Here is a 25,456-nt window from a genome sequence, read left to right as displayed (position 1 = left end):
GACTCAAACACCGCCGCCCCGTCAGTTCCGCCGATAATCTCATCGCAACACCTTTCGGGGTGGGGCATCATCCCCACAAGGTTGCCTCCGTCCGAACAGACGCCCGCTATGTTTGAAACCGAGCCGTTCGGGTTGGAAGCGGCGCAGACCTCGCCGTCTTTTGAGCAGTATCTGAAAACCACCCGCCCGCTGTTTTCCATATCCTCAAGCCGCCCTCCGCCGCAGAAAAAAGCGCCCTCGCGGTGGGCGACCGGAATTCTGAGCACATCCCCCTCTTTGAGGGACGCCGTAAACGGCGTGCGGGCGTTCTCAACCCTCACATAAGTCCACTCGCACACAAAACGCAAATTGGAGTTCCTCACAAACGCGCCGTCAAGCAGCCCGCCCTCCGCCATTATCTGAAACCCGTTGCATATGCCGAGGACGGGCTTGCCCTCCCGCGCAAAACTTTTCACCGCCCCCATAACGGGGGAAAACGAAGCCATCACACCCGCCCTCAGGTAGTCGCCGTAGGAAAAACCGCCGGGAATTACCACGCAGTCAATTCCGGCGAGAGAGGTCTCCTCGTGCCAGACGCTCACGCAGCCGTGGCCAAGCCCCCGGACGGCTCGCACGCAGTCTTCATCGCAGTTTGAGCCCGGAAAAACAATGACGCCGAACTCAGCCACCGCCCCGCCTCTCACTTACTTCAACGGAAAAAACCTCTATTACGGGATTTGCGAGAAACTCCCCGCACATTTTGAGAGATTGCTCACGCGCCGCCGCCTCACCTTCCGCCTCAACGGACATTTCTATAATCTTCCCCACCGTAACGGACTTGACGCCCCCGAAACCGAGAGAGCCGAGCGTGGAAAGAACCGCCCTGCCCTCCGGGTCAAGCACGCCCTTTGCCGGACGAATCTCCACTTTTACTTCAAACGTTTTCACTTACTGACCGGAACGGGAGAGACGCCGCCAATCTCCGAGGAGATGCGCTCAAGTTCCTCCGAAGAGGAATATGAGATGACTATCCTGCCCTTCTCCCTGCCGCCTTCCACGCGAACCTTTGTGCCGAGCGCCTCCCTGATTGAGCGCTCCGCCTGCTTCAGGTGGATGTCCGGCGAAGGCGGCGCGGCGCGACCCGCAGGCGCTTCGCCGGAGTTCATCTTCCTGACAAGCGCCTCGGTCTGCCTGACGGACATGCCTCCGGAAATGACCCTGCTGACGACCGCCCCCTCGTCCGCGCCGGAATTCAGCCCCAGCGCCGCCCTTGCGTGTCCCATGGAAAGCCGTCCGGCGGACAGTTCGTCAAGGGTCGCGGCGGACAGTTTCAGAAGCCTCAAGTGGTTGGTAATTGCCGACCTGCTCTTGCCCACGCGCCCTGCGATTTCCTCGTGTGTCAGCCCGAAATCCGATATCAGCCGCTCATACGCCAGCGCCTCCTCAACGGGGTTAAGGTCTTCGCGCTGAATGTTCTCAATCAGCGCAATCTCCATTGCCTCGCCGTCCGCCATTTCGCGCACAATGACGGGAACTTCCCGCAAGCCCGCCTTCTGCGCGGCTCGCCATCTTCTCTCACCGGCGATGATTTCGTATCCGTCCCCCGCCTTTCTGACGATAAGGGGCTGAATAAGACCCTTCTCTCTGATTGAGTCGGCAAGCCCGTCAAGGGCCGCCTCGTCAAACGTTTTTCTCGGCTGCCCGCCGCCGGGACGCAGCCGCCCCAGAGGGAGCGAAAAACGCTCCGGCGCGGCGGACAAAGGCTCATTGTCAATCAGGGCGTCCAACCCCTTTCCAAGCGTGTTTTTTCTCAACCGGAAACTCCTCCTGTTTTTTTAATTATCTCACCGGCAAGCGACATATAGTCGCGCGCGCCCTGAGAGTTTTTGTCGTAAATAACAAGCGGCTTGCCGTGGCTCGGGCACTCGGCAAGCCTGACCGTCCGCGAGATGACCGTGTCAAAGGCATCGCCCCCGAAGTGGCTTCTGGTCTCCCGCGCAACCGCATGGCAGATGTTGTTTCTTGTGTCAAACATGGTCAACAGGCAGCCCTCAACCTTCAATAACGGATTGATGCGCCTCCGCACAAGGGAGATGGTCTTGCTGATGTGCGCCAGTCCTTCAAGGGCGTAATACTCGCATTGTATGGGGATTATAACGGAATCCGCCGCCGCAAGGGCGTTTATTGAAAGAATGCTCAGCGAAGGCGGGCAGTCAATTATCACATAGTCGTAGGAGTCCGCCGCATCTTTGAGGGCGTGTTTGAGAACAAACTCCCTGCCCTCAACGGACACCATTTCCACCTCCGCGCCCGTCAGGCTTGAGTTTGCGGGGGTGATGTCAAAATTGCCCTCAAAAAAGTCGGGGTAAACGTTGCGGATTGAGTCTGAAAGCGGAGCGTTTCCTGAGATAACGTCATAAATGGTCGTATCTTCCTCTTTTGCGGAGACGCCCACGCCGCTTGACGAGTTGCCTTGCGGGTCAAAATCCACAAGCAGTGTTTTGCGCCCCATGGTTGCGAGGCTTGCCGAAAGGTTGACGGCTGTGGTGGTTTTGCCGACACCGCCTTTCTGGTTGACTATCCCGATAACTTTGGCCCTCTGTTCGGGGGGCACGGTTTGGCTCTGCTGAAAAACGCCCAACTTTGAGAAACACCGGCGGCTCTTGTATTGCCGACTTTGCAATTATAACACGGGAAACAAAAAAGCGGGTGACGAAAGAGCCGCCCGTTACAGTTTGTTGTTACCCGCCCCCCGCCGTATAATTGAGGCGCAATGACTCAAAAAACAACGGAGATGTTTTCAAAAACACTGACGCTTCAGGGCGGCATATTTGTAACCGCGTTTGCGGACTCCGCCGGTTTGCGGCGCGTGTCCGTAGGTTTTGAACAACCCCCCGCAGACAAAGCGGGCGCGCCGAAAGAGACGGCGGCGGTTCTTGACCGCGCCCTGAGCGCCGCCTCCGCCGCCGTTCACGGGGAAACGGCGGAAGCGGGCAAGGTTGTCAGCGAAGCCGCCGCGCCGGAAAAAACGCCGGACTTTCACCGCAGGGTGTGGCGGGAGACGGCAAAAATCCCTCACGGGCAGACAAGAACCTACTCCGAGATCGCCGGTCGGCTGGGCGGAGAAAACTACCGCAGGGTGGTCGCCCGCGCCCTTGCGAAAAACCCCTTTCCCATACTGATTCCCTGCCACCGCGTAGTGGGCGCACGGGACGGGGGCGGATACAGCGCGGGCGGCGGGCGGCGGATGAAACAGGCGCTGCTGTCAATGGAAACGCAAAAGTGAAACCGGTTCGCGCTCTGGCGTCCCTTTTCGGACTGGGCTACATCCCGTTTGCCCCCGGAACTTTCGGAACTGTCGGCGCGGCGGGCGTTTACGCCCTGTTTCTCCGGCATCTGGACGGGCAGCAGTTTGCCGTTTTCTGCCTTGTTTTCACGGCGGCGGCGGTCTTTGTGTGCGGCTGGGAGGCGCGCGCCCTCGGCGCGAAAGACCCGCAGACAATCGTGATGGACGAGGCGGCGGGATTTTTCTGGACGGCAATGTTTTTTTCCTCCGGCGGCGCGGTTGAAATCGCCTCGGGGTTTGTCCTGTTCAGACTGTTTGACATAACAAAACCCTTCCCCTCGCGCCGCCTTGAGAACCTTCCGGGCGGCTGGGGCATAGTGCTTGACGATGTGTATGCGGGCATTCTCGCCGGGGCGGGAGTGTTTGCGCTGGGACGCGCGGGGGTTGCCGGTTTTGGCTGAAACGGTCTTTATAACCGTCGGGGATGAAATCCTCTCCGGCTCAACGGAGGACTCCAACTTTTCATTTGCGGCGCGTGAACTCGTTTCCGCCGGAATTGCGCCGCCGCATAAAAGAACCTCGGTCGGAGACGCGGCAAAAGACATTATCGGCGAACTGAAAAGAGCGGGCGCGGAGGCGGACTTTGCCGTTGTGTGCGGAGGGCTCGGCCCCACTCCCGACGACCTGACGGCGCAGTGCGCGGGCGATGCGCTGGGGCTCGCCCTGAAAAAAGATGCGGAGGCGGCGCGAATGGTGAGGGCGGCCCTTGAAAAAAGGGGGCGGAAAACTCTGCCCTCGCACAACAAACAGGCGGAAATCCCCGAAGGCGCAACGCTCATACCCAATGAAAAAGGGGTTGCGCCGGGCTTCTCTCTCCGGAGCGGGCGGGCGGTTTATTATTTTCTTCCCGGAGTTCCGGAAGAGTTCAGGGCGATGTTTTCGGGCTTTGTCCTGCCCGACATTGCAAAGAGAGGGGGCGCGGGCGGGTTCTCCCTGAAAGCGGTCAGCGTTTTCGGCATGCCGGAGTCCGAAATCGCCCGCCGGGTGAAGGCGATGAACATTACCGGCGTTGATATCGCATACAGGCTGAGGGAGTTTGAGATTCAGGTCAGGGTGTCGCACCGGAGCGACCCGGAAGCGGTTAGCCGGGCGGCGCGCCGCATAACGGAGGAACTCTCACCGGCGGCGTTTCCGGAGGCGGGGGCGATTGCGGAAGCAACAGCCCGCGCGCTTGCCGGAGGCAAATTGACGGTCGCCACGGCGGAGTCTTGCACGGGGGGAATGCTCGCCGCCCGCCTTACGGACATTGCCGGAAGTTCCGCCTATTTCCCCGGCGGAGTTGTCTCTTACTCAAATGAGGCAAAAACCCTGCAACTGGGCGTGCCGGCGGAAACGATTGAGGAAAAAGGGGCGGTAAGCGAAGAGGTGGCGCTCGCAATGGCGCGGGGAGCAAGAGAGCGTTTCGGGGCGGACATCGGTGTCGGGATAACCGGCATAGCCGGGCCCGGCGGCGGCTCGTTTGAAAAGCCGGTGGGAACCGTTTACATTGCCGCAAGTTCCGGCAAAGGGGCGCGGGAAGAGTGCGTTATGCACAAGTTCACCGGAAGCCGCTCAGCCATAAGGGCGCGCTCGGCGGCTCATGCGCTTGAGATGATCATGAGGCTCGCCCGCCGCATTGCCGGACAATAGGCAAGGAGTGTCAGACTGGTGGCGGTAAAACAGGAAAAAACCACGGATTCAAAAAATGACGCCTCAATAAAGAAGGCGATTTCTCTCATAGAAAAACAGTTCGGAGAGGGCTCAATCATGCGGCTCGGCACAGGCGGCAAAGTGCCGGACATACAGACCATCTCCACCGGGTCTGTGGGCATTAACATCGCGCTCGGAGTCGGCGGGCTTCCCAGAGGGAGGGTTGTTGAAATCTACGGCGCGGAGTCTTCGGGAAAGACCACCATTGCCATAAGCGCGATTGCCGAGTGCCAGAAAAGCGGCGGCACGGCGGCGTTTGTGGACGCAGAACACGCCCTTGACCCCAGATATGCGGCGGCGCTGGGGGTGAAACTGTCCGACCTTCTGGTCTCCCAGCCGGACAGCGGCGAGCAGGCGCTTGAAATCGTTGACACGCTTGTAAAAAGCGGAGCGGTTGACCTGATAGTCGTGGACTCGGTGGCGGCGCTTGTGCCAAAGGCGGAGATAGACGGCGAGATGGGAGACAAGCACGTGGGGCTTCAGGCGCGGCTGATGTCTCAAGCCCTGAGAAAACTGACCGGCGGCGTCAACAAATCCGGAACTGTGGTGATATTCATCAACCAGACACGGCAGAAAATCGGCGTTCCCGCCTACATGAACCCCGAAACCACCACCGGGGGAACGGCCCTGCGCTTTTACTCATCGGTGAGAATGGACGTGAGAAGGGTGGCGTCCGTAAAAGACAAGGAAGACAACGCAACGGGCATAAGGGCGCGGGTGCGCGTGGTCAAAAACAAGGTCGCCCCGCCGTGGAGAGCGTCCGAGGTGGAAATCGTTTACGGCAAGGGCATATCCAAGTTCGGCGAACTTCTGGACATCGGCTCTCAATACGGCATTGTTGAGCAGAAAGGCGCGTTTTTCTCATACGGCGGCAAAAACATAGGGCAGGGAAAACAGAAAGCCATTGAGTTTCTGGCGGAAAACCTGCCGGTCGCCCGCGAAATCAGAAAGGCGATACTGAAAAAAGCCGGCGTCAAAGACTCCTGATGAAAGTTCTGGCGATTGAGTCGTCAACCCCCTGCGGAAATGTGGCGATTGCGGACGGGGAAAAAACCCTCGTCGCCCGCCGCCTGACAAGAAACGCCGAGGAACTCGCCTCATCGGTGGACGAAATCCTCGCGGAAACATCAACCCCGAAAAGCGCCGTAGGTCTTGTGGCGGTCTCGGCGGGACCGGGGTTTTTCACATCCCTCAAGGTGGGCGCGGCGGCGGCAAAGGCGTTTGCGTTTGCGCTGGACATTCCAATCGCGCCCGTCCCCTCGCTTGAAATCCTCGCGGCGGGAGCGGACTGCCCCGCCCCGTGCTCGGTTTGCGCGGCGATAGACGCAAGGAGCGGCCTGTTTTTCTGGGCGCGGTTTGAAAAGCGGGGCGAAACCCTCAAGAGGGTGTCCGAAGACGCGCTTGCGACTGCGGGCGAACTTGCCGCGATTGCGGCGAAATTAAAGGCGGAGGCGGGAACAGACGGCTTCATGGCGGCGCTTCAGGAGTCCGGAGGGCGGGGGGCCGCCGCCAAACCGCCCTCTCCCGTGTTCACCGTTCTGCGGGCGGAGGCGTCCGTCTGCGCGGCTCTGGGAACAAGGCTTCTGAAACTGGGGAAGACCGAAACCGCCTCCTCTTTTTCCCCCCGCTACCTGAGGGACGACCTTTACCGCGCTTGACACCCTCGCGCCCATAAACTAATTTGTCTGACAATTTGCGCAGAATTTCCCGAAAAATCAGGATAGGAAAAGTTGAGGTGGGCGGCGGCGCTCCCGTTTCCGTTCAATCCATGACCAAGACCGACACGCGGGACGTGGCGGCAACGGTCGCTGAAATCAGGCGTCTGGAAGATGCCGGTTGCGACATTGTGCGCCTTGCCGTTCCCGATGAAGACGCCGCCCGCGCGCTCGGTGAAATCAAAAAACGGACATCAATCCCGCTCGTTTCAGACATTCACTTTGACTACAAACTTGCGCTCACGGCAATAAACGCCGGCGTTGACGCAATGAGAATCAACCCCGGAAACATCGGCTCAAAGCCGAAGATCAAACAGGTTGCGGACGCGTGCGCGGACAGGGGAATCCCCATAAGAATCGGCGTTAACTCCGGCTCGCTTGAAAAAGACATACTCAAAAAACACGGCTCGCCCACCGCGGCTGCCCTTGTGGAAAGCGCGCTCCGGCACGCGGCAATTCTTGAAGACCTTGATTTCCGCGACATCAAAATCTCGGTGAAGTCAACCGATGTTGTGCGGATGATAGAGGCGTATGAGGCAATCGCGCGGCAGACCGACTACCCCCTGCACCTCGGAGTTACCGAGGCCGGAACGGTGAAGACGGGAACGGTAAAATCCGCCGTGGGAATAGGAGCGCTGCTCGCGCGCGGCATCGGAGACACAATACGGGTCTCGCTCACGGGCGACCCCGCTGAAGAGGTGGCGGTGGGCGACAGCATTCTCAAATCCGTCGGGATGAGAAAAAGCGGCGTTGAAATCATATCGTGCCCCGGTTGCGGGCGGCTTGAAATAGACCTTATGAAACTGGTGAATGACGTGGAGAAGCGCACCGGAGCAATGGATTTGAAAAAGCCGGTAAAGGTTGCCATTTTAGGTTGCGTGGTCAACGGGCCCGGCGAGGCGGGGGATGCGGACATCGGCATTGCGGGCGGCAGGGGCAAGGGAATGCTCTACAAAAACGGCAAACTGGTTCGCTCGTTCAAAGAGTCTCAGATAGTTGACGAACTGGTCAAAGAGATTGGCACATACGCGAAAGCGGCGGTCTGAAAGTTTGAGATTTTCCCTATATTTCATACCCACTCTCAAGAACGACCCGTCTGACGCCGAGGTGGCGAGCCACCGCCTTATGGCGCGCGCGGGAATGATAAGGAAGGTGGCGGCGGGCGTTTACGACTATCTGCCGCTGGGGCTGCGGTTTTTGCGGAAGATAGAAGCCATAGTGCGCGGGGAGATGAACGCCGCCGGGGCGACGGAGTTGCTTCTGCCCGCCGTTGCGCCCTCCGAGTTATGGAAAAAGAGCGGCAGGTGGGAGCGTTACGGAAAGGAGTTGCTCCGCTTCAAAGACAGGGCGGAAAGGGAGTTCTGCATAGGGCCCACCCATGAGGAGGTAATCACCGACCTTGCGGACAAAACGGTCGGCTCATACAAAGAACTGCCCGTCAATTTTTATCAGATTCAAACCAAGTTCAGAGACGAGATTCGCCCGCGTTTCGGCGTCATGCGGGCAAGGGAGTTCATAATGAAGGACGCCTACAGTTTTGACGCCTCGGTTGAGGGGGCGCGGGAATCGTACCGGAAAATGTATGACGCCTATGAAAGAATTTTTGAGCGTTGCGGCCTTGAATTCCGCGCCGTTCTGGCGGACACGGGCAACATAGGGGGCAGCGAGTCCCATGAGTTTATGGTTCTCGCTCCCACGGGAGAGGATGTTGTTATGACCTGCGGCTGCGGCTATGCGGCAAATCTTGAACTTGCCCCGGCAAAAACCGGCGGCGACCGCCCGGCGGGCAAAGAGGAAGGCATGAGGGAAGTTGAAACTCCGGGGATGAAAACCGCCGCCGATGTGGCCGAGTTTCTGAAAACGCCCGTCTCCTCCCTGATAAAGACCATGATAGTGAAAACGGACACGGAAACGGTTGCCGCCCTTGTGCGGGGAGACAGGGAGCTGAGTTTGACAAAACTGAGAGCCGCTCTGGGGGCGCAAAGCGCGGAACTGGCGGACAGGGAGGAAATAACAAGGGTGTCGGGCGGCGCGGTGGGTTTCAGCGGGCCCGTTGGAATGAAGGAAAAAATAAAACTGGTTGCGGACAATTCCATCCGCGAAATGAGCGGCGCGGTTGTGGGGGCGAACAAAAAGGACATTCACATAACCGGCGTCCGGGAGGGAAGGGATTTCAGCGCGGACGGGTTTTTTGACATTCAGACGGCGAAAGAGGGAGACGGCTGCCCCGCGTGTGAAACCGGAACGCTCTCGCCGGTGCGCGGCATAGAGGTGGGGCATGTGTTTATGCTCGGCACAAAATACAGCGAGGTGATGGAGGCGACCTTCACCGATTCGGACGGGGAGGAAAAGCCCTTTGTGATGGGCTGTTACGGCATAGGAATAGGCAGGACGGCCGCCGCCGCGATAGAGCAGAGCAACGACGGGCGGTCAATGGTCATTCCGCCCGCAATCGCCCCTTTTGAGGCGGCGGTTATCCCGACAAACATGGGGGATGACGAAACGGTCAAAGCGGCGGAGGGGATTTATTCCGGCCTTATGGATGCGGGAGTTGACGCGCTCATTGATGACAGGGATGAAAGCGCGGGAGTAAAGTTCAAGGATTGCGAATTGATTGGAGTTCCGTTTCATATTGTCGCGGGACCGAGGGGTTTGAAAGAGGGGAAAGTGGAGGTCAAAAACCGCATGACGGGGGAAGTGGAAAATGTTGAGACCGGAAAAGCGGTTGAGGCGGTAAGGAAGTTGTTGGGGGGTTGACTGCCTGCCCCTTTCACTGTGGGCGCATTAGTGCGTAAAGTTTGCGGACAGCCCCATTTTTGAGGCAACTTTGTGAAGGTTCTTGTCGTAAGTCAAAAGTTTTGCGGGTTTTGAAAGCGAGACTGCTCCAAGAAGATGGGCGTCCACATAGCCGATTCCCTTTCCCGCAAGGGAGTTGCTCTCAATAAATAAAAGCATTTCTTCATCTTCCATAATGTCAGCAAGAGGAATCTCTTTCAACCCAGCAATCACTTCCTTTCGCTTTGGGAAAACGCCCATGGACAACTCCCCTATAACAAACGGATGGGTCAAAACACCGCCTTTAACAAGAAGGTTTTTTAACAGGGCATCATGCGAGCGCAAATGGTTAATCCACACCGAAGTATCAACTAAAATCATTTGCTTGTCTTCAACCGCCGTCTGGGTATCGGTTTCAAATCCGGCTCACTTCCGCCCAAAAGAGCGAGACGCCGCGCCGCTTCGCGTTCAATAATGACCTTAAGCCCCCTGTTCACCAACTCGGACTGCCCCTTGATACCCGTCAATTTGCGGGCTTTTGTAAGCAGTTCGTCATCAATCGTTACTGTGGTTCTCATCAAACACCTCCCGTTATGAAGGCATAATAACCTACATCATTTGATGTTGCAAATGATGTCAGAGGTGCTTCTATGACTAACGGCGGCGTTTATAGCCGAGAAAGTCGGGCCAATTTACCCAGCCTTTGTTTTTTACCCAGTTCCAAGCCAGTCGTTCCAATCACTCCAGCCCTTGTTTTCGTATGCTTTGTATGGGTTATTAGGAATATCATCTGGAAAGTCAGGTGACCTTGTATGTTTGACCCACTCTGACCTGCGCTTGAGATTCAAAGACCGCGCATACTCCCGCGCCTTTTCAAAGGAGCGGTATCTTCGAAGCCAGTCATCCCAGCTAACCCAACCTTTATTCTTATACTGCACATCCGGGACATAAGGAATATCACCCGGACAAGGTGAACGGAACTTTGTATACTTTTCCCATTCTGACTTGCGTTTGAAACCCAAAGACCGCGCATACTCCCGTGCGTCTTCAAAAGGACAGAACCGTTTTCCATCCTCAAGCCAACTTCCATTCCCAAGCCAATGTCTCCAATTAATCCAATCTTCTTTATAAGTCCTATAGGGAGCAGTAGGAATATCATTCGGAAAATCGGGAGATTTTGTGTATTCCCACCACTTACTTGAATTTGCAAGACGCAAAGACCGCACGTGTTCACGTGCCTCTTCAAATGAGCGATACTCTGTCCTATGCCCCCTTTTCTTAGTACCTGTCCCAAGCCAGTCAGGCCAACCAGCCCATTCTTTGTTTGCATATCTGTAGGAGGGATTAACAGGCACATCTTTTGGAAACTCGGATGATTTTGTATGTCTGACCCACTCAGTGCTACTTCTGAGGTTCAAAGACCGCGCATACTCCCGCGCTTCTTCAAATGAGCGATACTCCCTCACGACCTTTCCAAGAAAGTCAGGCCAACTGACCCAACCTTTGTGTTTGTAAGTTAGACTGGGAACAACAGCAATATCCTTCGGAAATTCGGGTGACTTTGTATGTCTGTTCCACTCAGTGCCGCTTTTGAGGTTCAAGGACCGTGCATACTCCCGCGCTTCTTCAAAAGGGCGAAACTCTGTCCTACGCACCCTTCTTTTCCCGATACCTGTCCCAAGCCAATCAGGCAAACTAATCCACCCTTTATTTTTGTATACAGATTGGGGGTTGGTTGGAATATCTTTGGGTAACCCAATCCCTACGCGCTCGTGCCATTCCCTGACGTTTTTAAGCCCCAACCCTCGCGCCCACTCCCTTGCCTCCTCAAACTCCCTCCAATTAACCTTCGCAACCCTACGCCAAACCTCAGTCTCAATCGCTTTGGCAAACTCCTCAAAATCAATCCTCATCCCAATCGGCACATCCCCGCTCATGGAAATCATCTTTCCCCCTCTGCGTCTCCTCCCTTCCGTTACCGCACGGAAATAATCCTTTATCCTCTCATCCTGTGTTGACAAAGCCGTTATTTGTCTCGCGACCTTCTTAAACGCCGTTGTCTTCGCAAACTCCTCAAAACTCAACCCCTCCGGCACAACTATCGGCAAAAGTATGTATCCCTTCTTTTTCCCCTCCGCCTTTCTCATTGCCCTGCCCGCCGCCTGAACAATATCCACAACACTCTGCTTCGGGTCGGCGAACAAAACGCAATCAATCGCAGGAACATCAACGCCTTCGCTTAAACACCGCGCATTCGTTATTAACGACCTTTCCGCATTTTCAAAATCCCGCATAATCTCCGTCCTCTCCCCTGTGGAAAGGGCGCTTGAAATGTGAAAATTCTCTATTCCCTTTTCAATAACGCCCGACTGAGAAATCTCATCCTGTTGAACCCTGAAATCGTCAGCCGCTTTTATGCTCCTGTGAAAAGAAACCGCATGCCTGATTTTACGCTCCTTGAAAACCCTCCCAAGCGCAACGCCCGCCGCAAGCGGGGCGGACTCATGAATTTCCCCTTCGCCTAAACGATCACGGACAAGTTTGTTTCCGCCGACAATCTCACGGATTTCCGCATCCGTAATCAAAAGGGTCAATATCTCATAATCGCAGATAACATTCCCCTCAATCGCCTCCTTAAATGTCAGTTGATAAAAACACGGACCGTAAATCCTCTCATCATCCATTGACAAGACCTCTTCATTCCTCCCGTGCAAAACCCTTTCCGTTGCCGTCATAAAAAGACGGGTCTTAATCTTCATCTTTCCGTCATCAAGCAAAGTCGCAAAAGCCGACCCCTTTTGCCCGACTGTTTTGTGCGCCTCATCCAGAATGCAAAGATCAATCGCCTGCCCGGTTTCCTTTGCGGCGGCGGCAAGGCGCGGACTGCTTTGATAGGTGGTAAACACCACCTTCGGAACGGATGAGCGCTTTCTCAAAAAAGCGGCTATTTCAGCCGTGTCCGTTGTCGCGGGAATGCCGGTTTCATAAACGCTTGAAACAAAACTGTCCGCGCCTTTGCCGACTGTTTCATCACTGCAAACACAAAGCCAGTCGGGTGTTTTGCCACGCGCCACATATTCCCGCATCCAGTCGCGGACGCCCTGCCGTATCAGAATAAGACTCGGCACGGCAAGAATTATTGTCCGCGCCCCTATTGCCTCCGCCGCCCAGAAAGCCGTCAGACTCTTTCCCGACCCGCAAGGCATAATCATTCTGCCGCGTGGCTTTTTCTCTTTCAGGTAATGCCCGCGTATTTTTTTCAACGCGGCTTCCTGATGAGGTTTCGGTTTGAGTTTTGCGGGCTTGTGTTTTCCGCCCTTTGCATGAGCGCGAATTGCCGCCCAGTCATCCGCCGTCAGTTCAAGCCAGCGAGAAAGCCCTATCTCCGCAACATTGCCGAGCAGTTCTTTTTTCCTGACGGGTTTGTCAGTCGTATGGGCGACAACGCCGAAATTGATGTTTTTGCAGTAAGCAAAAGACAGTTGGGAAAATTTCGCCAAATCGCGGGTATTAAGGGCGGTTTTTCCGTCAGACCTGTATTTTGCCTGTATAGCCCAGAAATGACCGCTGCGGGTTTTTGCGATTAAATCTATGCCCTCATCGGCTTTTGGCAGGTTCAGTTTCCGGGCGACATTGCGCGGAACACCGGCGAGAAGCCAGACATCGGAAAGTTGTGTTTTGTATTCCGGGCAGGTGGAAAGATACAGCCGGACAAGTTCTTCAAAAAGGTCGCCTTTCTGCTTGGCGGTCTCCAGTTCACCGGCATAGGCGACAAACTGCTCCCAACTCCGACACTTGCTCAGAAAACCGGCGGACATTTTTGCAGCCATTTACCGGCTTGAACACACCGGCCTTAAACATCCAGATTGCTGACTTTCAGCGCGTTCTGTTCTATAAACTCGCGCCTCGGCTCAACCTCATCGCCCATCAGGGTCTGAAACATAAGTTCCGCCCCCTCCGCATCCTCAAGCGTAACCTTCCTGAGCGTGTAGGTTTCAGGGTTCATTGTGGTTTCCCACAACTGCTCGGGGTTCATCTCTCCGAGGCCTTTGTATCGCTGTATGAAAAGCCCCCTCTTGCCGCGCTCAATTATGAAGTCCGAAACCTCGGAAAACATCTCAAACGACCGCTCATCCTCCCCCTCGGTAACAAGATAGGGACCCGCTCCCGCATCCGTTATTGAGCCGCCGAGACGCGCAAGGTCGGCAAATTCGGGCGAGGAGGCAAGCTCCCTGTCCATCTCCGCGCGGGCAACCGCGCCGTTTTCCTTGAAATCATAAACCACCCGGACACCCCCCTCATCCGAGGGGTCTTCCTCTATCATCCAGTCTATGTCCGTTATCTCCGGGTTGCGCGCCGCAAGGGTTTTCTTTACCGCCTCAAGCGCCCCGTCCAAATCGCCGCCCGGCACAAGGGAGTCCGCGCCGAAACCGGGCAGGGCGGCAAACGCCTCAACGATTTTGGGATGCCCGCCCCTTCTGATTATCGCCTCAAGCCGCCTGCCATAGCGGATTGAGTCCCGCACAAAACCGGTCAGCCCCGCCGCCTTCAGGGTTTTTGCAGTTCCGTTGCCGCCGGTCTTGACCGCGCAGCCCTCAATGCCGAGGCCAAGCAGATGGTTTTCATACTCGGTGTCATCCTTGATATAGCGGTCGGTTTTTCCCTTTCTCACCTTGTATAACGGCGGCTGGGCGATATAAAGATACCCCCTCTCTATCACATCCCTGAAACTTCTGTAAAACAGCGTGAGCAGAAGCGTCCGTATGTGCGAGCCGTCAACATCGGCGTCCGTCATCAGGATAATCTTGTGGTAGCGCAGTTTGGAAATGTCAAAGTCCTCTTCGCCTATTCCCGTTCCGAGAACGCTTATGATGGTGCGAATCTCCTCGTTGCCGAGCATCTTGTCTATGCGGGCTTTCTCCACATTGAGGATTTTGCCCTTAAGCGGAAGAACCGCCTGATTGAGCCGGGAACGCGCCTGCTTTGCCGACCCCCCCGCAGACTCGCCCTCAACTATGAACAGTTCGCAACGGGTGGGGTCTTTCTCCTGACAGTCGGCAAGTTTTCCCGGAAGAGAGCCGGACTCCAGAGCGCTTTTGCGCCGGGTCAACTCCCTCGCCTTGCGGGCGGCGTCCCTCGCGCGGGCGGAGTCAATCGCCTTGCCCACTATCCGCTTTGCCACTTGCGGGTTCTGCTCAAAAAATGCGGAAAGCCGCTCGTTGAGAAGGGTCTCCACTATTCCCTTGACATAGGTGTTGCCGAGTTTGGTTTTGGTCTGCCCCTCAAACTTGGGGTCGGGCAGTTTCACGCTCACAACCGCCGTAAGCCCTTCGCGCACATCATCCCCCGAAAGCTGAACCTTCAGGTTTTTCAAAAGCCCCTTGTCTTCGGCGTATTTGTTGATGGTTCGCGTCAGCGCGCCCCTGAAACCCGCCAGATGAGTGCCGCCCTCAACGTTGTTAATGTTGTTGGCGTAGCACAGAACATTCTCCCTGTAGGTGTCGTTATACTGAAAGGCTATCTCTATCATCGTGTCGGACTTCTCGCCCGAAACGTGTATCACATCGGGATGAAGCGGGCGGACGCGCTCGTTCATCTCCCCGACAAACGCGGAGATTCCCCCCTCGTAAAAGAAAGTCTGGCTCTTGTCCGTGCGCTCATCCGTGAGCGACATTGTCAGCCCGCTGTTGAGAAACGCCAGCTCCCTCATCCTGTGGGCGATGGTGTCATGGGAAAACTCGTCTATCTCAAATATGGAGGCGTCCGGCTTGAAGGTGATTGACGTCCCGCTGGTGTCGGTCTTTTCATCGCCCCGCAGTTCGGTTACGGCTTTGCCCTTTTCGTATCTCTGCTTCCAGATTCTGCCGTCTCTGTGTATCTCAAGTTCAAGAAACTCCGAAAGCGCGTTCACAACCGTAACGCCGACCCCGTGAAGGCCGCCGGAAACCTTGTAAACCTTGCCGTCAAACTTCCCGCCGGCGTGCAGCATCGTCATAACGACCTCAACGCCGGACTTGCCCGTTTTCTCGTGCTTGTCAACCGGAATGCCCCTGCCGTTGTCGGAAACCGTTATTGAGCCGTCATCGTGAATAACCGTCTTCACCTCGGTGCAGAAGCCCGCCAGCGCCTCGTCAACGCTGTTGTCCACAACCTCAAAAACGAGGTGGTGAAACCCCCTCGTGCTGGTGTCGCCGATATACATATCGGGGCGCTTTCTGACGGCCTCAAGGCCCGGCAGAACCTTTATCTGCTCTGATGTGTATCCTTCGTTTCTGGTTGCGGCTTTTGCGCTCAATTTTTGCCTCCGGTCGGGTAATTTTCGGGATTTGAAAAAGACGATTTCAAAACTCCTGACTTTACCAAGAAACGCGCCTTTTGTCCACAGGGAAAACCGCTTTTATCCTTGTAAACATTGATTGAAACCGTCGCGAGCGGCGGCGACAACCTTTCCGTCCCGCCCGCTGTCGGTTCTTACGCCGGTTTGCGGTTCGGAAAACTCGCGCCTCACATACCCCATCGCAACCGCTCCGAGGCGGGGCGAAAGCGCCGAGGAGGTTATCCGCCCCGCCCGGTCGCCCGATTCCGAAAACAGTTCCGCGCCTTCGGGAGGCGGCGCGCCGTCAAACTCCAAACGGGCGAGAAGCCTGTTCACCCTTCCCCGCCAGTGGGCGCGCGCCACGATTTCCTGCCCCACATAGCAGCCCTTTTCAAAAGACACCGCGCCGAGCAGCCCGGTTTCGGGGGCGATGACATTCTCGTCCATATCCCTGCCGTACAGAGCCACGCCCTCCTCCACCCTCATTATCTCAAGAACCTGCGGGGCGCAAACCCCCGCCCCTTCGGCGCGGAGCGCGGCAAGAACCGCATCCGCGTCCGCGCTTGAGCAGGCAAGGTCAAAACCGGCGGCGCCCGCCCTGTCCGTCCGCGCCGCCGTTATTTTCACGCCTGTTGCCTCTCCCTCAAAATGGTCAAACGGCTTCATCCGTCCGGCGTCCGCGCCGCAGAGGCGGGAAACCGCGCCCGCCGCTTCCGGCCCGCAGAGATAAAGCAGTGAAAAGCCGCCCTTTTCCTCCACGGCGACCTTGTATGAAAGTTTGAACTCGTTCAGCCGTTGCGCGGTGGGGGCGAGCGCGCAACTCTCAAGGTCGGCGATGACAACGCCGTCTCCCTTGAACAGGCGCATATCGGTCAGCACTCTGCCCTTGCGGTTGAGCATAAGGGTGTAAAGCCCCTCTCCCTCGGCGGGTTTCAGAACATCGTTTGTGAGGATTCCCTGAAGAAACTTCAGGGTGTCGCGCCCGGAAAGCGAGAGGCGTCCTCTGCCTGATATGTCAAACACGGCAAGCCCCTCCCGCGCGCGGGCGTACTGCCCGGAGATGTTTTCGTTACTTTGCAATTCGCTCAAGCCGCCTCTCAAATCACTTTTCCGCCGGTGCGGTTTGTTATCCGCCGCCGTGAAAATATAATACACGGGATAAAGGGAGGCAGTTTATGGAGAAACACAGCAGGGTTGTAATTATGGGTTCGGGTCCCGCGGGGCTGACGGCGGCGCTTTACTCGGCGCGGGCAAATCTCTCGCCGCTTGTTTTTGAGGGGTTTGAGGCGGGCGGCCAGTTGACGCTCACCACGGAGGTTGAGAACTTTCCGGGGTTTCCCGACGGCGTTATGGGACCCGAACTGATGGATTTGATAAGAAAGCAGGCGCAGCGTTTCGGCGCGGAGTGCGTGAATGAGGAGATAGCGGAGGCGGACCTGTCGGCGCGTCCGTTCAGAATCAAGACATCGTCCGGCTCAGAAATACTTGCGGACACTCTGATAATATGCAGCGGCGCGTCCGCGAGGATGTTGGGGCTTGAATCGGAAAAGCGGCTTTTGGGGCGCGGCGTTTCAACCTGCGCCACATGCGACGGGTTTTTCTTCAAAGACAAGGAGATAGTTGTGGTCGGCGGGGGAGACAGCGCGATGGAGGAGGCGACTTTTCTGACAAAGTTTGCTTCAAAGGTTACCGTCATTCACCGGCGCGACACGTTGCGGGCGTCAAAGATTATGCAGGAGCGGGCGTTTGGCAACCCGAAGGTTGATTTTATATGGGACAGCGCGGTTGAGGAGGTGAAGGGCTCTGAAAAGGCAGGCGTTGAGAGTGTGGTTTTGAAAAACCTCAAAACCGGGGAGACAACCGAAAAGCCCTGCGAGGGGATGTTTGTGGCAATAGGGCACACGCCCAACACGGGGATATTCAAGGGGGTGTTGGATATGGATGATGACGGCTACCTGATAACCGATCCTGATTCCTGCGAGACCAATGTGCCGGGGGTGTTTGCCGCCGGGGATGTGCAGGATAAACGTTACAAGCAGGCGATAACCGCCGCCGGAAGCGGCTGCGCCGCCGCGCTGGATGCGGAGAGGTTTTTGGAGGCGGGGGAGTAAGAGATAGCTAAGATAGCATCACTAACTCAAGTAAGTCACGCAGAACACACCCGACCGGACTTTGCTAACTTCCTCAGTGTCTCTTCAATAAGAATTGTAGCCTCATTGATGTCTTCATCACTGGTCTCAAACCCCAAGCTGAACCTGATGGACGAATCAGCGCTATCACTATCTAGACCGATGGCTTTCAGTACGTGTGATGATTCAGGTATTCCTGAAGTGCAAGCGGAGCCCGTTGAAGCCGCAAGATGCGGTTGAAGCGCGGACAAAATATCGTGCGCGGAGAAACCTGCAAAGCAAACATTAGCATTTCCGGGGTGGCGCCCGTCCCCCAACGGACCGTTTACGGACACAGGCCACCTCAGGCTTTGCAACTTTTCAATAAACAGGTTACGGCGGCGCAATGTTTCATTCCGCCCTTCTGAAATATCACCGGCAACCATCAAATCTGCGGCTGCGCCCATTCCGACACAAAGCGCCACGGGGATTGTCCCTGAACGCAATCCTTCCTGCTGACCGCCGCCATAAATGAGCGGTTCAATACTTTGTCGTATCTCGCGTGAAATATAGGCAACACCAATACCCTTCGGACCATACATTTTGTGCGCGGAAAGGCTCAGCATATCTGTATGTTTGGCAAGATTCACATCAATCGCTACAGGGGCCTGAGCCGCATCACAATGAAACAGAGCCCCGTGTTTTCGGACAAGTTTTGAGATTGCCTCGGTTTCCTGAATGGTTCCAATTTCATTATTCACCGCCATTACAGAGACAAGGAGAACATCCTCGTCCAACATCTTTTCAAGTCTCGCAAGGTCTGCAAAACCTTCACGATTGACAGGTATTGATTCCACCATAAAGCCATACTGCTCTTGCAACACACGGCCCGCCGCAAGGACGCATTTATGCTCAATAGCGCTCAACAGAATGCGGTGACGATTCCCCTTGACGGCTCTACGCCCTATTCCGAGCAAGGCGAGGTTGTTAGATTCGGTGGCCCCTGAAGTAAAAATTATTTCATCTTCATCGGCTCCTATTAGGCGCGCAATGCGTGAGGCTGAGGTCTCTACCGCCCGTAAGGACTCCCACCCAAGACTATGGTCTGAAGAATGCGGGTTGCCGAATGAGGCGCTGAAAAACGGCGACATCTCAGAGAAAACACGCGGGTCAACAGGCGTTGTCGCCTGATGGTCTAGGTATAAAGTATTGCCGATTTGCATTACTGGAGCAACATCTCCAGTATTGATTATAGCACGGCGGGCGGCTACAATGAAGAATAGGCCTTTTGCCTACTGAGTCGGGACATGGCACACGGACTGTTATCCACAGACTACAAACCGCAATTCGTAGGGCATGAGACTTTCCCCCTCCGCTACGGGTGGTTAAAAAAGGCATACGACCGCGTTGCGGAAACAGAAAATCAGAAAGAAAACAGAGAGGACTGTTGGGGTGATGATGCCGTCATGCGGTTCGGAGTCGGCAAAAACATGGTCGCGGCTATGCGCCATTGGGCAAAAGCAACAGGCGTTACCCGTGAACCCGCCGCTAATAAGGTTGAAACCACGGAACTCGGCAAGATGCTGTTTGGCAACAATGGCCGCGACCCCTACATGGAACACCCCGCCACGCTTTGGCTCATCCATTGGCAGTTAGCAGGCCGAGTGGAATCTAAAAAAACCACATGGTTTTGGGCTTTCAGCCATTATACGGACACCAACTTTGAGCGAGACAACTTTGAAACAAATCTGTTGCGTTTCGCCGGTAAGAGAGGATGGAAATCAGTCGCACTTCAAACTATCAAGAATGATGTCGCCTGTTTTATTAGGACTTATGTCGCCCGGCAACCCTCAGGAAAGACAGGACATGATGACGCGCTTGAATCGCCCCTGACCGAACTCGGACTTATTAAGGCCATTGGCAAAAAAGACGGATTCCGGTTTGTGCGCGGCCCCAAAATAACTCTGAGTAATGGAGTTTTTGCTTACGCCCTTCTTGATTTCTGGTCACAATACTCTCCAAACACCCGAACGCTCTCTTTTGAAGCAATCTCCCATGCTTCCGGCGGACCGGGGCGGGTATTTCTGCTTGACGAGAATGATGTTGTAGACCGCCTTTCGGTTCTGGACAAAGTAACAAATGGCGCTCTTGAGTGGTCGGAAACAGCCGGATTGAAACAGGTTGTAAGGAATACGGATATCAATAAAGAGGCAGCCCTACATAATTGGGTTTCACGCGATTACAACCCGACCCCCAATAAGGAGGCGGCCTGATGCCTCTAAATAAACATGTCCACATTGCCCGCCGTTTTCTGAGATCAGTCCGGATTGATTCTGATATTGGCGATGCCGTAGCCCTTGAGGGGTTTGTTTGCCCTCAGTCGTTCATCAACATTCTGTCAACAATGGCGCGACATGTCTCCGAAACGGGGCAAGGAGCGTTTACATGGACCGGGCCTTACGGTAGCGGTAAATCAAGCCTTGTTGTAGCCCTGAGCGCCTTGCTGAACAGCAATCCAAAATTGAAGAAGGAAGCGGCAAAGGTATTTGGGCAACCCCTGACAAAAGAGATTAGAAGAGCGTTGCCTACCGGAAGCAAAGGATGGCGGATTCTGCCGGTCGTTGCGCGGCGTGACAACCCTGTTACCGTCATAGGCGAAGAAGTAAAGAAGACGGGACTTGTTTCCCGTCAGCCACGCGGCGGTTGGACTGAGAAAAATCTGATTGAAACATTGACGGATGCCGCCGAAAAACCGGAAACTTACGGCGGACTTGTTCTTTTCATTGATGAGATGGGCAAGTTCCTTGAAGCCGCCGCACAAGACGGTTCTGACATATACATTCTTCAGCAACTTGCAGAGGCGGCCTCGCGTAGCAACGGGCGTTTCATTGTCATAGGAATTCTTCATCAGGCGTTTGAGGAATATGCGCATCGTCTTTCCCATGAGGCGCGGGATGAATGGTCAAAAATTCAAGGCCGATTTCTTGATCTTGCCGTTAACACTTCGGGAGAGGAACAAATTGATCTTATCTCTCGCGCAATTGAAAGTAACCGTCATCATAAGAAACCAAGTAAAACGGCATGCGATGTAGCCAAATTTGTGCATAGTAATCAAGCCGGGAATACCGACCAGTTCGCAGACATGCTGGAATCATGCTGGCCGTTGCATCCAATTACGGCATGTCTTTTGGGACCAATATCACGGCGGCGGTTTGGCCAGAATCAGAGAAGCATTTTTGGATTCCTGAATTCGTCCGAGCCGCACGGGTTTCAAGATTTCCTTGGTCATGCCCAAGAGGGTGATTTATACGGCCCCGACCGACTTTGGGATTACCTGCGCGGCAATCTTGAGCCCTCAATTCTGGCTTCCCCTGACGGACATCGCTGGGCTTTGGCTGCGGAAGCATTGGAACGTTGTGAATCCAGTAACAGCAACGACCTTTCTGCCAAACTACTCAAAACAATATCCGTCATTGATCTTTTCAAAGAGCGTTCCGGAATTGTTGCAAATCTTGATATTTTACACAGTTGCTTCCCTGACACCTCAAAAGAAAAGGTCAAGAAAATGCTTTCACACCTTGACAAACAGTCATTCACTATATTCAAGAAATTTCAAAACGCCCGTGCCGTTTTTGCAGGCAGTGATTTTGATATTGACAAGGCAATCCAGACCGCGCTTGATGAAATAGGTGAAATTGATTTTAACAAACTGAAATCCCTTGCCGGACTTCAGCCTATTCTCGCCAAACGTCATTATCACGAAACGGGAACGATGAGATGGTTTGATGTCAATGTCATACCGGCAAGCGGCATGGTTGATTATGTTTCAAAACTTGAATTGAAGAATGGCGCGACAGGGCAATTTTTGCTGGCAATTCCGACTAAGGGCGAGAAAGAGGGGCATGCTGAAAGTATTTGCCGTGAAGTTGTGCGGCGTAGTAACAAAGAAGGAAAAGTTATTGTCGTCGGCATATCCGAACAATCATGGACTGTGGCAACACTGGCGCGCGAACTATTAGCGTTGGAACGAGTCAGCAATAACTACCCGGAACTTGCCGGTGATGCGGTCGCCCGCCGAGAGGTTGACGCGCGCTTGGCAGAATTGCAGACTTTCTTGGAAACTGAATTGCGCAAGGCGTTTGATAATGCCTTATGGTTTAGAGAGAAACATAAAAAGAAACACCTCCGTCAAGCGGACCTAAACATTATCGCTTCTGAGTTAGCCGATGAGCGTTTTTCACAGTCGCCCCGTCTGCACAATGAACTGTTAAACCGGCAGAAGCCTTCTGTCAGCGCCGTTACCGCTCAAAATAAACTTTTGCATCATATGATTCTCAATGAAGGAGAGGAACGACTCGGCATCAAGGGTTTCTCCGCTGAGAGCAGTTTGTTTGCTTCAGTATTGGAGAAAACAAACCTTTACAGAAAACAGAGAGGAAGTTTTTCCTTCGCTTCTCCAAGAAAGGGCAAAGATGATTGCCACCTGAAGCCAATGTGGGATGACGCGATTGAGTATGTTAAGAAGCACGAAAATAAAACGGTTTCAGTTGCTGAACTGTTTGATTTATGGAGCAAACCGCCTTCTGGAGTAAAAAACGGCCTAATGCCTATTCTTGCGGTTGCTTTCATATTGTCCCAGCGTGACAAACTTGCCGTTTATCGGGAAGGTGTTTTCAGGGCAAAGTTTGACGATGTTGATGTGGACTACCTTGCCAAGGATCCGTCAATGATACAGTTGCGATGGATGAATCTTTCCAATACCGCCCGCCGTCTGTTGTCCGGAATGGCCGAGATTGTGCATGACCTTGGCGATGCGAATGTGCTTCAAAATCTGCAACCCATTGATGTCGGGCGCGGACTGGTTGCAATATATGACGGTCTTCCGAAATGGGCGATTAGAACAAGGCGTTTATCTTCAAACGCAATAGCAATCAGGGAACTTTTTAGAAAAGCGCATGACCCGAACAAATTTCTGTTTGACGACATACCCGAATTGCTTGGTAAGAAAGTTCCCCGTGCAAACGACAGGGATTTGAACCGTATTGTTAAAAATGTTCGTGAAGGACTTGAGGAACTGGTTCACGCTTATCCTTCAATGCTACAGCGTCTACGCGATATGATGCTTGCCGAGTTGCTGGTTCCAAACACTTCCCCGCAGTCTCTGGCGGAACTACGCCACCGCGCGGAAAACATTAAACAGTTGGCGGGAGACTTCCTGCTTGACGCATTCATAGGAAGGTTGTCTTCTTTTTCGGACTCTAACGAGAACTTTGAAGGCATAGCGAGCCTTGCCGCAAATAAGCCGCCGAGGGATTGGGTTGACCCCGAACTTGACAGAGCCGCTATTGAGATTGCGGACATGGCGCAAAGATTCCTGCGCGCTGAAACTTACGCGCGTGTCAAAGGACGGACGGATAAACGCAAGGCGATGGCTGTTGTCATAGGAATTGACGACAGTAATCCCAAGCCTTTACTTGGAGAGTTTTCCATTGCTGATTCCGACCGTGCGGCCGTTGACAGTCTCATAAACCAAGTTGCAAACACATTGAAAGATTCTGATTCCGGCAACCGCAGTATTATTCTGGCTGCGCTTGCTGAACTTAGTTCCCGCTACATGCGAAAACCTGAACCTCCAAAGAAAAACGGGAAAGTCACAGATTGGGAGCAGAACCATGACTAACGGCGATTCCGTAAAGCATGTGCTCGGTCTATCAGGGGGGCGCGACAGCGCGGCCCTCGCCGTTTTTATGCGTCAGCATCATCCTGAACTGGAGATTGAGTATTTCTTCACTGACACCGGCAAAGAGTTGCCGGAAGTGTATGAATACCTTGGCCGGTTGGAAGGATTTCTCGGTCAACCCATTTTAAGGCTAAATCCTGACCGTAACTTTGACTTTTGGCTTAAACAGTTCAACGACTTTCTTCCGTCTCCTCAATCACGCTGGTGCACAAGGAAACTCAAACTGCATCCTTTTGAGCAGTGGCTTCGCCCGATGCTTGAAGAGGGCAAAACGATTTACAGTTACGTGGCTATTCGCGGTGATGAAGAATACCGGGAGGGATATTCCTCTACGCATAACAATCTCATTGTGAAATTGCCTTTCAAACAGGCCGGAATTGATAAATCGGGCGTTTTGGAAATCCTTGACGGCGCGGGTCTCGGTCTTCCTAAGTACTACTCATGGCGCACTCGTAGCGGTTGCACATTTTGCTTCTTCCAGCAGAAGATAGAATGGGTCAGGCTAAAGGAACAACACCCGGAGGCGTTTGAGGAAGCAAAGGCTTATGAGAAAACCGCCGTTGAGCACGGTTCCCCGTTTACTTGGAGTCAGGGCGAGTCGTTGGAAGACCTTGAACGACCTGAGAGGGTTGAGCAGATTAGGCGGGAGCATGAGAAAAGGTTGGAACGGATAAGGGCCAAGGTTCGGCCTAATCCGCTCAGATTAGATAGTGAGCCGCTTGACATTGACGATTTGTATGGGCAGACTAAGGTTTGTCTGACTTGCCATAAATAGGTACTATAAAGATGGCTGATTTTGACAAAATAGATCAAGTGGTAGAAAATGACTTAAGGAATTCAGGCATGAAATATGGCCTTGAGTTCAGGCTTGTTCCCAGCGATATGCTTAAGAAAGATTGGGTTATACCTTCATTAACCTGGGAATCAATTCAATACAACAAAGGTGATAAAAATAATATACCAGATGACAAGAAAGGCATCTATGCATTCGCTATCCGTCATTGTAGCGATGTACTTCCACCACATTTGTATATCCTCTATGTTGGCATAGCAGGAATAGGAGATAAAAGCTCTTTACGTTCTCGCTACGAATCTTATTTGAACACTGGTGAAGTACTTGGACGAGCGAAAATCACTAAAATGATCTCTCTATGGCGTGATGTGTTAGTGTTCCTATTTGCACCCATTGAAGACAAAACATCTAATTCTCAACTTGAAAAATTGGAAGAACAAATAAATGATGCTTTACGGCCACCTATGTCACAAAAAGACTATACTTCCAATATACGGAGAGGAAAGAGGGCATTTTAGCCGATGACAAACAAACTAAATCACAGACCTATAGTACTACCGGCATTGAGAGGTGTGATGGGAGATTGGGTGTTTTATTCGACCTTGATGAATCTTGAGCAAATCAATGAACAATTGAAATACGCTCGTGAAATTTATAATAGGCCAAACCTATCTCTTAAGCTACAAAGAGATATAGACGAGAGAAGAGGTAAAGAGATTGCCCAATATATTCAGACACAACAGCAACATTTTTTCAATTCTTTAGTTGTTGCAGTTTTTGGCGATCAATTAAATTGGCACGCTGTCGAAAATATATCAGCAAGAGAAAAATATCTCAAAAATCTTGAAGAAGAGATTATAGAATCTGTAGGATTTTTAAAATTGCATGGGGATGAAAAACTATTCACTATTGACGGACAACACCGTCTTTCTGGCATAAGGGAACTTTTTGAACATGAACCAGAGGAAGCTGCCGCCCTTAAAGATGAAAAAATA

23 protein-coding genes are annotated in these 25,456 nt (G+C 53.8%); 13 read left to right on the top strand and 10 right to left on the bottom strand.

The window, feature by feature from the left end; all coding sequences use genetic code 11:
- The 4 genes from purQ to OXF42_03125 form a co-directional block, all read right to left on the bottom strand.
- Positions 1-668: phosphoribosylformylglycinamidine synthase I (purQ, locus tag OXF42_03140; GenBank protein ID MCY4047089.1), on the bottom strand; the 668-nt coding region annotated here is incomplete at its 3' end.
- Positions 661-927: a phosphoribosylformylglycinamidine synthase subunit PurS gene (gene purS / locus OXF42_03135; protein MCY4047088.1), complete on the bottom strand. Its 267-nt coding sequence runs from the start codon at positions 925-927 to the stop codon at positions 661-663. The genes purS and purQ, both read right to left, overlap by 8 nt.
- The gene (locus tag OXF42_03130; protein ID MCY4047087.1) at positions 924-1,793 is read right to left on the bottom strand and encodes a ParB/RepB/Spo0J family partition protein; all 870 of its coding nucleotides are present in this window, start codon (positions 1,791-1,793) and stop codon (positions 924-926) included. The genes purS and OXF42_03130 overlap by 4 nt, the downstream gene beginning before the upstream one ends.
- Positions 1,790-2,593, bottom strand: a complete 804-nt coding sequence (locus OXF42_03125) for an AAA family ATPase (GenBank protein MCY4047086.1) — start codon at positions 2,591-2,593, stop codon at positions 1,790-1,792. The genes OXF42_03130 and OXF42_03125 overlap by 4 nt, the downstream gene beginning before the upstream one ends.
- Before the next feature lie 159 nt (positions 2,594-2,752).
- Here OXF42_03125 and OXF42_03120 point away from each other — a divergent pair, with 159 nt between their 5' ends.
- Genes OXF42_03120 through OXF42_03090 form a run of 7 tightly spaced genes read left to right on the top strand, consistent with a single transcriptional unit; the run spans position 2,753 to position 9,486 of the window.
- Positions 2,753-3,265 (top strand): methylated-DNA--[protein]-cysteine S-methyltransferase, encoded by a 513-nt coding sequence (locus OXF42_03120; protein MCY4047085.1) that lies wholly within the window; start codon positions 2,753-2,755, stop codon positions 3,263-3,265.
- Positions 3,262-3,726 carry a phosphatidylglycerophosphatase A gene (locus OXF42_03115; GenBank protein ID MCY4047084.1) on the top strand — a complete coding sequence of 155 codons (465 nt, stop codon included), beginning with the start codon at positions 3,262-3,264 and terminating at the stop codon, positions 3,724-3,726. The genes OXF42_03120 and OXF42_03115 overlap by 4 nt, the downstream gene beginning before the upstream one ends.
- On the top strand, positions 3,719-4,954 hold the full coding sequence (locus OXF42_03110; GenBank protein ID MCY4047083.1) for a CinA family nicotinamide mononucleotide deamidase-related protein: 1,236 nt from the start codon (positions 3,719-3,721) through the stop codon (positions 4,952-4,954). The genes OXF42_03115 and OXF42_03110 overlap by 8 nt, the downstream gene beginning before the upstream one ends.
- A gap of 18 nt (positions 4,955-4,972) precedes the next feature.
- Positions 4,973-6,001 carry a recombinase RecA gene (recA, locus tag OXF42_03105; protein MCY4047082.1) on the top strand — a complete coding sequence of 343 codons (1,029 nt, stop codon included), beginning with the start codon at positions 4,973-4,975 and terminating at the stop codon, positions 5,999-6,001.
- Positions 6,001-6,672, top strand: a complete 672-nt coding sequence (gene tsaB / locus OXF42_03100; GenBank protein MCY4047081.1) for a tRNA (adenosine(37)-N6)-threonylcarbamoyltransferase complex dimerization subunit type 1 TsaB — start codon at positions 6,001-6,003, stop codon at positions 6,670-6,672. Before recA ends, tsaB begins: the two co-directional genes overlap by 1 nt.
- 23 nt (positions 6,673-6,695) lie before the next feature.
- Entirely contained in the window at positions 6,696-7,775 is a 1,080-nt protein-coding gene (gene ispG, locus OXF42_03095) for a flavodoxin-dependent (E)-4-hydroxy-3-methylbut-2-enyl-diphosphate synthase (protein ID MCY4047080.1), read from the top strand.
- Positions 7,776-7,779: 4 nt separating this feature from the next.
- Positions 7,780-9,486, top strand: coding sequence for a proline--tRNA ligase (locus tag OXF42_03090; protein MCY4047079.1), 1,707 nt, complete (start codon positions 7,780-7,782; stop codon positions 9,484-9,486).
- Between the two features lie 27 nt (positions 9,487-9,513).
- Here OXF42_03090 and OXF42_03085 read toward each other — a convergent pair whose 3' ends face one another.
- From OXF42_03085 to OXF42_03065, 5 genes are all read right to left on the bottom strand, one after another.
- On the bottom strand, positions 9,514-9,885 hold the full coding sequence (locus OXF42_03085; protein MCY4047078.1) for a PIN domain-containing protein: 372 nt from the start codon (positions 9,883-9,885) through the stop codon (positions 9,514-9,516).
- Positions 9,882-10,082 carry a type II toxin-antitoxin system VapB family antitoxin gene (locus OXF42_03080; protein ID MCY4047077.1) on the bottom strand — a complete coding sequence of 67 codons (201 nt, stop codon included), beginning with the start codon at positions 10,080-10,082 and terminating at the stop codon, positions 9,882-9,884. Before OXF42_03080 ends, OXF42_03085 begins: the two co-directional genes overlap by 4 nt.
- A 132-nt stretch (positions 10,083-10,214) precedes the next feature.
- A complete protein-coding gene (locus tag OXF42_03075; protein ID MCY4047076.1) occupies positions 10,215-13,334 on the bottom strand; it encodes a DEAD/DEAH box helicase family protein in 3,120 nt (1,039 codons plus the stop codon).
- Between the two features lie 23 nt (positions 13,335-13,357).
- A complete protein-coding gene (gene gyrB / locus OXF42_03070) occupies positions 13,358-15,799 on the bottom strand; it encodes a DNA topoisomerase (ATP-hydrolyzing) subunit B (protein ID MCY4047075.1) in 2,442 nt (813 codons plus the stop codon).
- 102 nt (positions 15,800-15,901) lie between these two features.
- Entirely contained in the window at positions 15,902-16,909 is a 1,008-nt protein-coding gene (locus OXF42_03065; protein ID MCY4047074.1) for a hypothetical protein, read from the bottom strand.
- Between the two features lie 86 nt (positions 16,910-16,995).
- Between OXF42_03065 and trxB the strand changes: the two genes are divergently transcribed.
- The gene (gene trxB, locus OXF42_03060) at positions 16,996-17,931 is read left to right on the top strand and encodes a thioredoxin-disulfide reductase (protein MCY4047073.1); all 936 of its coding nucleotides are present in this window, start codon (positions 16,996-16,998) and stop codon (positions 17,929-17,931) included.
- A 35-nt stretch (positions 17,932-17,966) separates the two neighbouring features.
- Here trxB and OXF42_03055 read toward each other — a convergent pair whose 3' ends face one another.
- Positions 17,967-19,151: a cysteine desulfurase family protein gene (locus OXF42_03055; GenBank protein ID MCY4047072.1), complete on the bottom strand. Its 1,185-nt coding sequence runs from the start codon at positions 19,149-19,151 to the stop codon at positions 17,967-17,969.
- A gap of 84 nt (positions 19,152-19,235) precedes the next feature.
- Here OXF42_03055 and OXF42_03050 point away from each other — a divergent pair, with 84 nt between their 5' ends.
- The 5 genes from OXF42_03050 to OXF42_03030 form a co-directional block, all read left to right on the top strand.
- Positions 19,236-20,201 carry a DUF4007 family protein gene (locus OXF42_03050; GenBank protein ID MCY4047071.1) on the top strand — a complete coding sequence of 322 codons (966 nt, stop codon included), beginning with the start codon at positions 19,236-19,238 and terminating at the stop codon, positions 20,199-20,201.
- Entirely contained in the window at positions 20,201-23,608 is a 3,408-nt protein-coding gene (locus OXF42_03045; GenBank protein ID MCY4047070.1) for an AAA family ATPase, read from the top strand. The genes OXF42_03050 and OXF42_03045 overlap by 1 nt, the downstream gene beginning before the upstream one ends.
- The gene (locus tag OXF42_03040) at positions 23,601-24,443 is read left to right on the top strand and encodes a phosphoadenosine phosphosulfate reductase family protein (protein ID MCY4047069.1); all 843 of its coding nucleotides are present in this window, start codon (positions 23,601-23,603) and stop codon (positions 24,441-24,443) included. Before OXF42_03045 ends, OXF42_03040 begins: the two co-directional genes overlap by 8 nt.
- 11 nt (positions 24,444-24,454) lie before the next feature.
- The gene (locus OXF42_03035; protein MCY4047068.1) at positions 24,455-24,979 is read left to right on the top strand and encodes a hypothetical protein; all 525 of its coding nucleotides are present in this window, start codon (positions 24,455-24,457) and stop codon (positions 24,977-24,979) included.
- 3 nt (positions 24,980-24,982) lie between these two features.
- A partial coding sequence (locus tag OXF42_03030; protein MCY4047067.1) for a DGQHR domain-containing protein occupies positions 24,983-25,456 on the top strand: 474 nt, incomplete at its 3' end.

The organism is Candidatus Dadabacteria bacterium, assembly GCA_026708565.1.
Lineage (GTDB): Bacteria > Desulfobacterota_D > UBA1144 > Nemesobacterales > Mycalebacteriaceae > Mycalebacterium.
Note: the sequence above shows the minus strand (reverse complement) of the source record. Positions and strands in the feature narration are given on the sequence as shown.